Genomic DNA, 12,865 nt, shown 5'->3' on the forward strand with positions numbered 1-12,865 from the left:
GGGGCGAACGCCTTCAACGCCAGGTGCAGCATGACGATGGAGTCCTTGCCGCCGGAGAAGAGGATCACCGGCCGCTCGAACTCGCCCGCCACCTCCCGGAAGATGTGGACCGCTTCGGACTCCAGCGCGTCCAGATGGGACAGGGTGTGGGCGGTCATACGAGGCCCCGATCCGCCAGCAGCGCGAACACGGACGCGGCCGATTCGTCGGGCGTCTGGTCCTGTGTCGGGAGCACGAGCGCGGGGTCGGCCGGCGGCTCGTACGGGTCGTCGACACCGGTCAGGCCCTTGAGCCGGCCGGCGGCCTGACGGGCGTACAGGCCCTTCACGTCGCGCTGGCTGCACACCTCGACGGGGGTGGCGACATGCACCTCGAAGTACGGGGTGCCGCTCACGTCGTGGCGCTTGCGGACGGCCTCGCGGCTGTCGGCGTACGGCGCGATGACGGGGACGATGGAGAGCACGCCGTTGCGGGCGAGGACCTCGGCGACCAGGCCGATGCGCTGCACGTTGGTGTTGCGGTCCTCGCGGGAGAAGCCGAGGCCGGCGGAGAGGAAGCGGCGGATCTCGTCACCGTCGAGCACCTCCACACGGTGCCCCTCGGACCGCAGCCGGCCGGCGAGGACACGGGCGATCGTGGTCTTGCCCGCGCTCGGCAGTCCGGTGAGCCAGACCGTCGCTCCCTGGGCCTTGGGCGCCCTGGACGAGGTGGTCATGCGTGGGTTCCTTTCGCGGCGCCGGCGACGCCGTGCCGTTGTTCGTGGAGGGAGTGGAGGGAGGTGAAGAGGGACTCCCAGCGGTGATGGACGGAGTCCGGGCCGTACGAGGCGGCCGTGAGGACCGCGGCCACACCCATGTCGGCGCGCAGCACCTCGTCGGCCATCAGCCTGGCCATGGCGTCGGCGAGCGCGTCGGGGTCCTCGGGTGCGACGAGCAGCCCGTCCACGCCGTGCGTCAGCACGTCGGCGGGCCCGGTCGGGCAGTCGAAGCTCACCACGGGAAGGGCGTGACTCATCGCCTCGATCATCACCATCGGCAGTCCCTCGAAGCGTGAACTGAGCACGTAGAAGGAAGCCTTGGCGAGTTCGTCGTCCAAGCGGTCGGTGTGTCCCATGAGGAACACGTGATTGTAGAGATGGTGTTCTTCGATCAGGTGGCGAAGTTCCGACTTCTTCTCGCCGCTGCCGTAAATTCTCAGCTGCCAGTCGGGGTACGTCTCGACGAGCTTCGCCCAGGCCGGGATCAGCATGTCGAAGCCCTTCTGCGGGAAGAGCCGGCCGGCCGCCACCGCGATCCTCGACGCGGGGTCGGCGGGGACCTGGTCGAGGGAGTGCACGGCGTTGGGGATACGGATGACCCGGGTCCCGGGGAGGAGTTCGGCGTACTCGTCGCGGTCGCGCTCGGTGAGCACGGCCACGGTGGCGAAGTGCGGGTACGTCTCCCGGATGCGCTGCTGCACGTCCCGCTTGTGGGTGCCGAGGTTCATGTGCTCCTGGGCGATCCGGACCACACCGGCGGTGGCGTGCTCGGCGGCCAGGAAGTTCAGCGCGGGCCGGGTGGTGACCAGGATGCCGTCGGTCAACGATCGCAGGTACGCGATGAGTTGCTCCTCGACGTACCGGTTGAAGTAGCGGTAGCCGAACTCGCCCTTCGGGATGTGCCGGGCGGGCGCCTCCAGCAGCTCGCCGCGCTTGCGGTCGCGCCAGCGGGCGACGAGGCCGGACGGCGGGGTGTAGGCGCCCTCGCGCAGGTCGACGACCGTGGAGACCTTCACCCGGGGGTCGAGCGGGAACTGGATGTCGTCGCGGCGGCGCAGCGCGCTGACGATCTCCACGGTCCAGCCCGCCGCCACGAGGGAGTTGGCCTGGTTCATCACCGTGCGGATGGTGCCGCCCCGGCCGTAGGCGTGCAGCAGCAGATACCGGATGTGGGGGCGCTGGGGGAGCGGGCGGCGGTCGGTCATGCGGAGCCTCCCGGGCGGCACTCCAGAGACAGGTTGTCCTTGATCGTGTAGTAGGGGCGCACCCGGAGGTCCCCGGTGCGCTGCTCCGGATACACGAAGATCTTCTTCTTGCCCCGCACGTCGTCGAGGTGCTTTCCGGCGCGCAGTTCGGCCTTGCCGTCGGTGAGGTGGATGTCCCACTCCTCGACGGCCGCGTGGTCGGCGGCGGCGAGGTCGTCGACGGGCAGCTCGCTCTCGAAGCGGTCGCCCTTGACGTCGGCGGCGTAGCGCAGCCTGAGGTCGGCGTGGGAGCGGTGGGTGAGGACCAGCTGCCAGGCGCCTTCCGCCGGGACCCCGTGGATGCGTCCGACGAGTCTGATGCGGCCGTCGCGCGGCCAGACCTCGGCTATCTCGGCGTGCGGCTTCACTCGCTGTAGCCCCACGCCTGACACATCGGCCTCAGGAACTCCGGGATGTCGTCCTCGGTGGGGAGCGCGCGCCCCGACTGCACCTGACCGGTCTTGATCTTGTCGCGCCAGTCGCCGAGGCCCTTCACCACCTGGGCGTCGTCCTTCTTGCCGTAGTCGAGCATGGCCGGCTCGAAGGCGATGTCGAGGAAGTCGCAGAGCCGCCGCATCTCCTTCTCGGGGTCGGCGGTGATGTCCTCGTAGCGCACGGTGTGACCCGGGAGCCCCTTGCGGGCCTTGTCGACGGCCTTCATGTAGCGCAGCGCGTCGGCGGCGGCCTCGTCGTAGGTGCGCTTGTCCGGGTCGCCCTCGTGCCACGACTGGGCGATGGAGACCGGGTGACGCAGCAGGAAGACGAAGCGGGCGTCGGGCCAGCAGTCCCGGATGCGCTCGTACACGAAGGCGTTGCTCGGGGTCTTCTCGACGACGAAGTCCTTGCCCGACCTGACCAGTTCCCGGTGCATGACCCGGTCCCACAGCAGATGCTCCAGGTCACCGCGCTCCAGGTCGAGGGCGCTCATCGCCTTCTGCGACAACTTGCTGCCGTAGCCGACCTCCAGGCGGCGTATGTGCAGCTCGTGCGGGGAGTGCAGTCGGGGGTGCGCGTTCATGAGCATCCGCAGCAGGGTGGAGCCGGAGCGCACGGGAGACATGATGAAGACCGGCTGCTTCAGCAACCGGTCCGTGGCCAGATCCTCGGGAGCCGGACATCGGTACACCGCCGTGGGCTTCTTCGCGGCCGGCTTCGGCACCGTGGCCTTGGGTGCGGCGGGCGCGACCGGGCCGGCCCTGCGCACTTGGAGGCCGGTGGTGGCGGTGAGTGCACGGTTCAGGTTGCGCATGAGACTCATGCGTCAGGATGGTAAGTAAGGATTCTGAGAAGATTGAAGTAGAACCCTGAGCGTTCCCTTAGTGAACAAAATTGTTATAGATCTTTAAGATTGCTTGAAGTTTCCTGCAAGTCCACTCCCGCGAACGCCGCCCCCGCGTCCCGCAGTCGCGCGTGCAGTGCCCAAAACACGGCCGCCGAGCGCACGCCCGGCCAGTCCGCCGGCAGCAGCGCGGCGGGCAGCCCGGGGTCGGCGTACGGCAGATGGCGCCAGGAGTCCAGGGCCAGCAGGTAGTCGCGGTACGCCTCCTCCGGCGGGGTGCCGTCGCGGTGCTCCCAGCCGTGCAGCACGGGCGCGTGCCGGTCGAGGAACGCCTCGTGCTGCTTGGCGATCCCGGCCAGGTCCCACCACCGCGCCACCGCCTCGGCGGTCGCCGCGAACCCCAGGTGCTCGCCCCGGAACAGGTCCACGTACGAGTCGAGCCGCAGCCGGGTCAGGGTGTGCCGGGTCTCCTCGTACAGCCGGGCCGGCGCGATCCACACGCCCGGCGCGGCCGTGCCGAAGCCGAGTCCGGCCAGCCGGGAGCGCAGCACATGCCGCTTCTGCCGCTCCGACTCCGGCACCGAGAACACGGCCAGCACCCAGCCCTCGTCCTGCTCGGGCGCCGTCGCGTAGATCCGCCGGTCGCCGTCCTCGAGCAGTTGCCGCGCGTCCTCCGACAGCCCGTACCCGGCCGCCCCCGCCGCCGTACGGGCCGGCAGCAGCAGCCCGCGCCGTTTCAGCCGGGACACCGAGGAGCGGACGGAGGGCGCGTCGACCCCGACCGCGGCGAGCAGCCGGATCAGCTCGGAGACGGGCACGGGGCCCGGCACCGAACGGCCGTACGCGCCGTAGAAGGTGACGATGAGCGAACGTGGTGCGTGCTGTTCGGACACGTTGATCATTTTAGGTCTTCGGCGTCATTGCTGGTCACTCAGGGTGCGCAGCCGGAAGCGCTGGAGTTTGCCGGTCGCCGTGCGCGGCAGCGCGTCCAGGAAGACGATCTCGCGCGGACACTTGTACGGCGCCAGCTCCGACTTGAGGAACGCGCGCAGCGTCTCGCCGTCCCGGCCGACGCCCGCCCCGACGACCACATAGGCGACGACGACCTGGCCGCGCGCCTCGTCCGGCCGCCCCACCACCGCCGTCTCCACCACGTCCGGATGGCGCATCAGGGCCTCCTCGACCTCGGGGCCCGCGATGTTGTAACCGGCCGAGATGATCATGTCGTCGGCGCGGGCGACATAGCGGAAGTACCCGTCCGGCTCGCGGACGTACGTGTCACCCGTGACGTTCCAGCCGCCCCGTACGTACTCCCGCTGCCGCTCGTCCGCCAGATAGCGGCACCCCACCGGACCGCGCACGGCGAGCAGCCCCTGCTCCCCGTCGGGCACCGGCTTTCCGTCCGTGTCCTGCACGCGCGCCCGCCACCCCGGTACGGGCACCCCCGTCGTCCCCGGCCGTATGCCGTCGTCGGCCGCGGAGATGAAGATGTGCAGCAGTTCGGTCGCGCCGATGCCGTTGATGATCCGCAGCCCGGTCCGCTCGTGCCAGGCCCGCCAGGTGGCCGCCGGCAGATTCTCGCCCGCCGACACGCACCGCCGCAGCGACGAGATGTCGTGACCGTCCGACGCGCCCAGTTCCCCCAGCATCGCGCGGTAGGCCGTCGGGGCGGTGAACAGCACCGACACGCCGTGCTCGGCGACCGCCGGCAGCAGCTGCTTCGGGCCCGCCTGTTCGAGCAGCAGGGCGCTGGCGCCGGCCCGCATCGGGAAGACGACGAGACCGCCGAGGCCGAAGGTGAAACCGAGCGGGGGAGAGCCGGCGAACACGTCGTCCGCCCGGGGCCGCAGCACATGCTTCGAGAAGGTGTCCGCGATCGCCAGGACGTCCCGGTGGAAGTGCAGACACCCCTTGGGCCGCCCGGTCGTACCCGAGGTGAACGCGATCAGTGCCACGTCGTCGGCCGCCGTGTCCACCGCCTCGTACGGTCCCCGCGCCCCGTTCGCCGTCGGCAGGCCGAGCATGAGCAGATCGTCGGGGCCGTCCCCGCCGAAGGTGGTGATCCTCAGCCCCGGGACGTCCGCCTTCGCGAGGTCGTCCACATGCCGGGTGTCGCACAGCGCGTGCGACACCCGCGCCAGCCCACAGATCGTCGCCAGCTCCTGCGCCCGCTGCTGCGCGAGCACCGTCACCGCGACCGCCCCCGCCTTGAGCACCGCCAGCCAGCACGCGGCCAGCCAGGGCGTGGTGGGCCCGCGCAGCAGGACCCGGTTGCCGGGGACCACGCCGAGGGTGGACGTGAGGGTGTGGGCGATCCTGTCGACGCGCGCGCGGAGTTCGCCGTACGTCCAGGTGTCCCCGCCGGGCGTGCGGAAGACGGGCCGGCCGGGATCACCGCCGTCGAGCAGCTCGGCGGCGGCGTTGAGACGGTCCGGGTAGCGCAGCCCGGGCAGGTCGAAGGACAGCTCGGGCCACTGGTCCGGGGGCGGCAGATGGTCGCGGGCGAAGGTGTCGACGTGGGCGGTGACCCTGGAATTCATGACGTTCGCCCCCTGCTGTGGACCCTGCCGAAGTGGGCTCGCATGTGGCGGTGGGCTCGCACCAGCGAGCGTATCGCCTTGGTGACGGCAGTCAACAGTTCGCGATAACCTCGGCAGTGGCCCCAAGGGGGAGAAGGGATCGGCGATGACCGCATTCTCGCTCGAACCGGCACAACTCGCCTGGCGTGCCGAACTGCGCGCGCTGGCCGCCGAACGCCTGCGCCCCCTGGCCGACAAGGGCGAGCCCGGCCACGTCAACCGCCCCCTCGTCGCCGAGCTGGGCCGACTGGGGCTGCTCTCCCGGCTGTTCACCTCGGGCGCCCTCGACCTCTGTCTGATGCGCGAGTCACTGGCGTACGTCTGCACGGAGGCCGAGACGGCACTGGCCCTCCAAGGTCTGGGCGCCCACCCGGTCCACGCCCACGGCACCGAGGCCCAGCGCGCCCGCTGGCTCCCCCGGGTGAGTGACGGTGACGCGGTCGCGGCCTTCGCGCTCAGCGAGCCCGGTGCGGGCTCGGACGCGGCGGCCCTGTCTCTGCGGGCGGAACCCGACGGCCCCGGCCGCTGGCGGCTCACCGGCGAGAAGTGCTGGATCTCCAACGCCCCCGAGGCCGACTTCTACACCGTTTTCGCCCGCACCACCCCCGACGCGGGCGCCCGTGGCGTGACCGCCTTCCTGGTCCCGGCCGACCGCCCCGGCCTCACCGGCGCCCCGCTCGACATGCTCTCCCCGCACCCCATCGGCGCTCTCGCCTTCGACGCCGTCCCCGTCACGGCCGGCGACGTCCTCGGCGCACCCGACCGAGGCTTCCGCGTCGCCATGGCCACCCTCAACCTCTTCCGGCCGAGCGTCGGCGCCTTCGCGGTCGGCATGGCCGAGGCCGCGCTGGACGCGACGCTCGCGCACACCGCCCGACGGGACGCGTTCGGCGGCAAGTTGCGGGACCTGCAGACGGTCGCCCATCAGGTCGCCGAGATGGCGCTGCGCACGGAGGCGGCCCGGCTCATGGTCTACGCGGCGGCGACGGCGTACGACTCCGGAGACCCGGACGTACCCCGGCGGGCCGCGATGGCGAAGCTGCTGGCCACGGAGACGGCGCAGTACGTCGTCGACGCGGCCGTACAACTGCACGGGGCCCGGGCCCTGCGGCGGGGCCATCTGCTCGAACACCTTTACCGGGAGGTGCGGGCGCCGCGCATCTACGAGGGGGCGAGCGAGGTGCAACGGGCCGTCATCGCGAAGGAGTTGTACGCGAAGGAGGCGTCCGCGCGGGAGGCGGAGGCGCGGGACTCCGCAGGAGAGGGGCGGTCGGTATGAGCACCGAGCGGGTGAACCCGGCCGGGTTGTCGCCGCCCACCGGCTTCTCGCACGCCGTGGTCTCTACCGGGACCCGGGTCGTGTTCCTGGCGGGCCAGACCGCGCTCGACGCGGATGGCAAGGTCGTGGGGGAGACGCTGGAGGAGCAGTTCGAGCGGGCGCTCGGCAATCTGCTGACCGCGCTGGAGGCCGCCGGAGGTACACCGGCCGACCTCGCCCGAGTCACTGTCTATGCCACGGATGTCGCCGACTATCGCGTCCGCGCTCCCCAACTCGGCCGTGTCTGGCGGAGGCTGGCGGGCCGGGACTATCCCGCGATGGCGGTCGTCGGCGTCGTGCGGCTCTGGGACGAGCAGGCCCTGGTGGAACTCGACGGCTTCGCGGTCCTGCCGTAGCCGTACGGGAGGGGCGTCTCAGGCGGCGGTCGCCAGCGCGCCGAAGCCCGGGCGGTGCGGGGCGATCACGCTGCCGTCGGGCAGCAGTTCACCGGTGTCGTCGAAGACGATCGCCCCGTTGCACAGCAGGTTCCAGCCCTGCTCGGGGTGGAAGGCGACGATGTGCGCGGCGTCGCGGTCCGTGCTGTCGATCGGGGGGCACAGGGGCTGGTGAGCACACATGGCGCACCTCCACGTCTTTGTGAGTGCCGGCGGCGAGTCACCGCCTCGCACTACAGACCATGCCCGCGCCCGGAACTCATCGCCACACAGTTTCGTGAGACGTGACAGCACCCGGACGTGCTGTGACAGGACGCGGACATAACCCCGGACGCGCGGGTCGCACCCGGTAGTGAAAACGCGGAACCGACGCGCCGACGGAGGGGTGATGGTCACCGGCGCGCCCCGGCCGGTCCGGTACCTCTGGAGCCCCCGTCCAAGGAGATGTCCCCATGCCCTTGCCCCAGGCCTTCTCGCAGTTCCCGTTCCCCCGGGTGCGCGGCGCCGCCGCCGCCGGTGCCGCGCTGCTGCTGTTCTCCGCCGCCCCGTCCGCCGGTGCCACGATCGAACCGTTCGAGACGGTGACCGTCGACCCCACCGGGTACGTCGCCTCGGACGGCACCCTCACCCTGTCCGGCACCTACCGCTGTCTCGGCGGCAACGGCCCCGTCTTCGTCTCGTCCTCGCTCCAGCAGGGCCGCAACGGGGTCCGCAAGGGGGTCGGCGGGACGTCGGCGGTCTGCGACGGCGCCGACCACACCTGGACCAACACGGACAAGGCCGAGCCGGGCCGTTACCTGCCGGGCCCGGCCAGGGCTGAGGCCACCATCACGGAGTTGTCGGGCAGGGATCTGCCGCTGCCCGGGTTCCACGCGGTGCGGCAGCAGGACATCACCCTCGTCGAGGGCTGAGCCGCCGGCCGGGTGCGGCCCAGGTCACGGCGACGCGAAGGCGGCCCCGGTGGTGGGTGGTTCACCGGAGCCGCCTTCCCCTTGCCAGGGCCTGCTACTTGAGCAGGTGCACGCGCTGCGTCGTCAGGTCGTAGCGGGCGCCGACGACGGCCACCTCGTCCGCCTTCAGCTTGGCGGCGATGTCGGGGTCGGCCACGAGCTTGGAGCGGACGAGCCGGACGTTCGCGTCGATGGTCGCCGCGATCCGGGCGTCGCCGGTCACACTGTGGTCGATGGCCGGAGCGATCTCGTCGGCGATGAACTGGATGTGGCTCGGCAGTTTCTCACCGGTCTGGTCCGCCGAGACGGCGGCCTTCACGGCGCCGCAGGACTGGTGACCGAGCACCACGACCAGCGGGATGTCCAGTTCGAGGACACCGTACTTGACGCTGCCGAACACCGACTCGTCCAGCACCTCGCCCGCGCTGCGCACGGTCATCAGGTCGCCAAGGCCCTGGTCGAAGACCAGCTCCGGGGGGACACGGGAGTCGATGCAGCCGAGGATGAGGGCGAAGGGTTCCTGACCGGTCGTCAGGGCCTTGCGCACGGCGGCGCCCTCGTGGGGGTGCTGCTGGTGGAGGGTCCGCCAGCGGCGGTTGCCCTTCGACAGCTCCTTCAGCGCCTCGTCCGCCGTGCTCGGCCGCGTGCGGGTGGCGGCGGAGGGCGTGGGCGTGGGCGTGGGGGTGGGGGTGGAGCGGGAGACGGTCTCGGCGTCGGCCGGGAAGGCGCCGACGGCGATGCCGCCGCCGAGGACGGCGGTGCCGGCCAGCGCGGCGCGCAGGAGTGAGCGTCGGCCGCGGGGCTTCGCGTGGGATATCGGGGCGTCGGCGCCGGTGGCGGTCGCCTCGGCGTCCTCGCCTCTGTGGGGTGCTGCGTCAGGGTTCACGGGCAGGAACGTACGTCCGACCTAAACGCTCAAACGTTCAAGATGCGAAATCATGGACGAGCGTTGATCAATCATGGCCGACCCTTGAATCGTTCTTGGCCACTTCGGGGAAGGTTTTTGGACAGCTGGTCTCTTGGCGTTCGCTTTATGCGCTGGGAGCGCTTCCTGCGCCCGTGTCCAGCCACGTTGTCAGCGCCCACCACCAGTGCAGGGTCGTCAGCGTCCCGGACGGACCGTCGAGCGAGCCGTCGGTGAGCGAGGTGCCGGTGATGCGGTGCAGCCGGCCGAGGCGGTAGCGGACGGTGTTGGGGTGGGTGAACAACGCCGTCGCGGTGCGGTCGAGACGGCGGCCGCTGTCGAGGAACGCCAGTGCGGTGAGCGCGAGTTGGCGGTGGAAGTCGTCCGCCGGATCGAGCCCGCCGAGGAAGCGGCCGCTCAGCGCCGCGCCCAGCACGGCGTGGTCCGCCATCGCGATCTCCCCGGCCAGATCGGTCAGTTCACGCACACCGCGCAACCCCCGTCGGCCTCCGATCTCCAACCCCCTTACGCACAGCCGGTACAGCGGGCGGAGCCGCTCCGGCGCGGCGACCGGTGACGCGACGACGAGCGCCACGCCGTCCCCGCCCAGCTCCGCCAGCTCCTCGCTCCCCGGCAGCCGCGGACACAGGCCCACCGGACGGTCGTCGACGACCCCGAAGACCCCGGGCAGCGCGGAGAGCCGGGCGGTGAGCGCGCGGGCGGGCGCGGCATCGCCGGGGTCCGCCACAAGACAGTGGTACCGGCCGTCCGCCCGTACGCCCTCCCGCGCCAGTTCCTCGCGGGACGGTACGGGCGTGTCGTCACCCTCGGTCAGCAGCCGCCGCAGCAGCCTCGCCCGGGCCTCGCCCGCTGTGCGCGGGGTCCCCGACTCGGCGGCGCGGTATCCGTTGACGACATGCCGCTCCACGGCATCGCCGTACTCCTTCAGCCGCAGGACGACGGTGAGCAGCGCGGCGTCGGACACGCCGGCCGAGCGGCTGCGTTCGACGGTGATCTCGACGACCCGGGTGAGGGCGGCCTGGACGCCGCGCAGCACGGCCGTCATCGGGATGCCCTGGGCCGCGCGGTCGGCGCCGAGCAGCAGCGCGGCCGCGAAGTCGTGTTCCTCGACCCGGCCGAGCGTGGTGAGCCACGCCTCGGCGGCCCCGATCAGGGCGTTGACGTGGGAGAGGGTCTCCGCCTCGCCGAGCCGGGCCAGTTCGGGGGAACGGCCGCGTGCCGCGCGGACCAGTTCCTCGCACACGTCCGCGTCGGCGGCCATGGCCCGCAGGACCCCGGTGACCGGTTCGCGCTCGTGGACGACCGTCATGGGCGCTTCTCCCGTCCCGTACCCACCCGCTCCGTTCCGTCCCCGGCGCTGTCGCCGGGCCACAACGAAGTGGTGGATGTGTTGATCCCCAGCCACTACCCCATGGTTGTGACGACCTGGTTTCCTTGAGGGCTACCGACGGTAACAGTGCTGGTGTCACAGGAACAGCCCCCGTCCCGCGCGTACTTCCTGTCCCTCCCCCCGGAAGGTCCACGCCTGTGCCCATTTCCATGGAGAACTCCGCCTCCCCGGACGGGGTCAGCCGCCGCCGGGTCCTGACGACGACCGGTGGCGTACTCGCCGGAGCCGCACTCGCCGCGCAGGCGGTCCCGGCCTTCGCCGCCGGGACGTCGTACGACGCGGACGCGATCGTCGTCGGCCATGGCCTCGCCGGTCTTGTCGCCACAGCCGAACTCGCGGCGGCCGGCCGCAAGGTGCTGCTGCTCGACCAGGAACCGGAGGCCAGCCTCGGCGGACAGGCCTTCTGGTCCTTCGGCGGACTGTTCCTCGTCGACTCCGACGAACAGCGCCTGATGGGCATCAAGGACTCCCAGGAACTGGCCTGGCAGGACTGGCTGGGCACGGCCGGCTTCGACCGGGGCATCAGCGACCCCTCCGGCCAGGACTACTGGGCCTACAAGTGGGCCGAGGCGTACGTGGACTTCGCCTCCGGCGAGAAGCGGTCCTGGCTCGCCGGTCTCGGCGTGCAGTGGTTCCCGATCGTCGGCTGGGCCGAGCGCGGTGGCGGCCTCGCGGACGGGCACGGCAACTCGGTGCCCCGCTTCCACGTCACCTGGGGGACCGGCCCGGCCGTAGTCGAGCCCTTCGAGAAGAAGGTGCGGGCGGCGGTCTCGGCAGGGAACGTGACCTTCAAGTTCCGCCACCGCGTCGACGGCCTCGTGACGACCGACGGCGCCGTCACCGGCGTACGCGGCGCGGTCCTGGAGCCCAGCAGCGTCTCGCGCGGCAAGGCCAGCTCCCGCACCGTCGTCGGCGAGTTCGAACTGAAGGCCCCCGTGGTCGTCGTCACCTCCGGCGGTATCGGCGCCAACCACGACCTCGTACGGGCGAACTGGCCCGCCCGCCTCGGCACCGCACCCAAGACCATGATCACCGGCGTGCCCGCGCACGTGGACGGCCGCATGCTCGCCATCACCGAGAAGGCGGGCGGCCGGATCGTCAACCCCGACCGGATGTGGCACTACACCGAGGGCCTGCGGAACTACGACCCGATCTGGCCCGGCCACGGCATCCGCATCCTGCCCGGCCCGTCCTCCATGTGGTTCTCCGCCACGGGCAAGCGCTTCAACACCCCCGACATCCCGGGCTACGACACCCTCCACACCCTCGAGACGATCACCGACACCGGGTACGACTACTCCTGGTTCGTGACCACGCAGAAGATCCTCGCCAAGGAGTTCGCGCTCTCCGGCTCCGAGCAGAACCCGGACCTCACCGAGAAGAACATCTGGATGCTGCTCTCGCGCATCTGGCAGACCCCGGAGCCGATCGAGAAGTTCAAGAAGAACGGCGTGGACTTCGTCGTGGCCTCGTCCCTGTCCGAAATGGTCAGGGGCATGAACAAGCTGACGGGGGAGAACCTGATCGACCTCGCCGACCTGACACGCCAGATCGAGGCCCGGGACCGGGAGATCGCCAACCCGTACACCAAGGACGTCCAGGTCATGGGCATCCGCAACGCTCTCGCCTACCCCGGCGACACGCTCAGCCGGACGGCCTCCGCCCACAAGATCATGGACACGAGCGCCCACCCGCTGATCGCCGTACGCCTCAACATCCTCACCCGCAAGACCCTCGGGGGCCTCCAGACCGACCTCTCCGGCCGCGTCCTCGGCGCCTCCGGCAGCCCGGTCCCCGGTCTCTACGCGGCCGGCGAGGTCGCCGGTTTCGGCGGCGGCGGAGTCCACGGCTACCGCTCCCTGGAGGGCACCTTCCTCGGTGGCTGCCTCTTCTCGGGCCGTCAGTCGGGCAGGGCGGCGGCGGAGGCCACGGCCTGAACCGGAGCGGGGCCGGAGGGCGGGCACGGCACACGCGCCCGCCCACCGGCCCACCCCGGACACAAGGCCGCACGCCCACACCCAGTCAGTT

14 protein-coding genes are annotated in these 12,865 nt (G+C 71.3%); 4 read left to right on the plus strand and 10 right to left on the minus strand.

The annotated features are described in order from the left end of the window. The 7 genes from ACFU53_RS41535 to ACFU53_RS41565 all read right to left on the minus strand — a co-directional run. Positions 1-158 (minus strand): phosphoadenosine phosphosulfate reductase family protein (locus tag ACFU53_RS41535; RefSeq protein ID WP_384004866.1); only part of this gene is annotated, 158 nt, incomplete at its 3' end. Continuing rightward, positions 155-715: an adenylyl-sulfate kinase gene (gene cysC / locus ACFU53_RS41540; RefSeq protein WP_384004842.1), complete on the minus strand. Its 561-nt coding sequence runs from the start codon at positions 713-715 to the stop codon at positions 155-157. The genes ACFU53_RS41535 and cysC, both read right to left, overlap by 4 nt. Beyond that, positions 712-1,962, minus strand: coding sequence for a glycosyltransferase family 4 protein (locus tag ACFU53_RS41545; RefSeq protein WP_384004844.1), 1,251 nt, complete (start codon positions 1,960-1,962; stop codon positions 712-714). Before ACFU53_RS41545 ends, cysC begins: the two co-directional genes overlap by 4 nt. Beyond that, positions 1,959-2,384 carry a hypothetical protein gene (locus ACFU53_RS41550; protein ID WP_384004846.1) on the minus strand — a complete coding sequence of 142 codons (426 nt, stop codon included), beginning with the start codon at positions 2,382-2,384 and terminating at the stop codon, positions 1,959-1,961. Before ACFU53_RS41550 ends, ACFU53_RS41545 begins: the two co-directional genes overlap by 4 nt. Further along, a complete protein-coding gene (locus ACFU53_RS41555; RefSeq protein WP_384004848.1) occupies positions 2,366-3,259 on the minus strand; it encodes a sulfotransferase family protein in 894 nt (297 codons plus the stop codon). The genes ACFU53_RS41550 and ACFU53_RS41555 overlap by 19 nt, the downstream gene beginning before the upstream one ends. A 74-nt stretch (positions 3,260-3,333) precedes the next feature. After that, positions 3,334-4,182, minus strand: a complete 849-nt coding sequence (locus tag ACFU53_RS41560) for a PaaX family transcriptional regulator C-terminal domain-containing protein (protein ID WP_384004850.1) — start codon at positions 4,180-4,182, stop codon at positions 3,334-3,336. A gap of 15 nt (positions 4,183-4,197) precedes the next feature. Further along, entirely contained in the window at positions 4,198-5,820 is a 1,623-nt protein-coding gene (locus ACFU53_RS41565) for an AMP-binding protein (protein WP_384004852.1), read from the minus strand. Between the two features lie 145 nt (positions 5,821-5,965). On the opposite strand from ACFU53_RS41565, the gene ACFU53_RS41570 reads away from it, so the two are divergent. Continuing rightward, entirely contained in the window at positions 5,966-7,138 is a 1,173-nt protein-coding gene (locus ACFU53_RS41570; protein ID WP_384004854.1) for an acyl-CoA dehydrogenase family protein, read from the plus strand. Continuing rightward, a complete protein-coding gene (locus tag ACFU53_RS41575; protein WP_384004856.1) occupies positions 7,135-7,533 on the plus strand; it encodes a RidA family protein in 399 nt (132 codons plus the stop codon). Before ACFU53_RS41570 ends, ACFU53_RS41575 begins: the two co-directional genes overlap by 4 nt. Before the next feature lie 18 nt (positions 7,534-7,551). Here ACFU53_RS41575 and ACFU53_RS41580 read toward each other — a convergent pair whose 3' ends face one another. Then, positions 7,552-7,755, minus strand: coding sequence for a DUF5999 family protein (locus tag ACFU53_RS41580; RefSeq protein WP_384004858.1), 204 nt, complete (start codon positions 7,753-7,755; stop codon positions 7,552-7,554). 269 nt (positions 7,756-8,024) lie between these two features. On the opposite strand from ACFU53_RS41580, the gene ACFU53_RS41585 reads away from it, so the two are divergent. After that, the gene (locus ACFU53_RS41585; protein WP_384004860.1) at positions 8,025-8,483 is read left to right on the plus strand and encodes a DUF6299 family protein; all 459 of its coding nucleotides are present in this window, start codon (positions 8,025-8,027) and stop codon (positions 8,481-8,483) included. A gap of 94 nt (positions 8,484-8,577) precedes the next feature. On the opposite strand, the gene ACFU53_RS41590 is transcribed toward ACFU53_RS41585, so the two are convergent. Both ACFU53_RS41590 and ACFU53_RS41595 read right to left on the minus strand, forming a co-directional pair. Beyond that, positions 8,578-9,408 carry a carbonic anhydrase gene (locus ACFU53_RS41590; protein WP_384004862.1) on the minus strand — a complete coding sequence of 277 codons (831 nt, stop codon included), beginning with the start codon at positions 9,406-9,408 and terminating at the stop codon, positions 8,578-8,580. A 145-nt stretch (positions 9,409-9,553) separates the two neighbouring features. Then, positions 9,554-10,756, minus strand: a complete 1,203-nt coding sequence (locus ACFU53_RS41595) for a helix-turn-helix domain-containing protein (RefSeq protein ID WP_384004864.1) — start codon at positions 10,754-10,756, stop codon at positions 9,554-9,556. Positions 10,757-10,986: 230 nt separating this feature from the next. Between ACFU53_RS41595 and ACFU53_RS41600 the strand changes: the two genes are divergently transcribed. Further along, entirely contained in the window at positions 10,987-12,774 is a 1,788-nt protein-coding gene (locus ACFU53_RS41600; RefSeq protein WP_384004868.1) for an FAD-binding dehydrogenase, read from the plus strand. Positions 12,775-12,865: the final 91 nt, after the last annotated feature.

Source organism: Streptomyces sp. NPDC057474, assembly GCF_042802555.1.
In the GTDB taxonomy this organism is placed as follows: domain Bacteria; phylum Actinomycetota; class Actinomycetes; order Streptomycetales; family Streptomycetaceae; genus Streptomyces.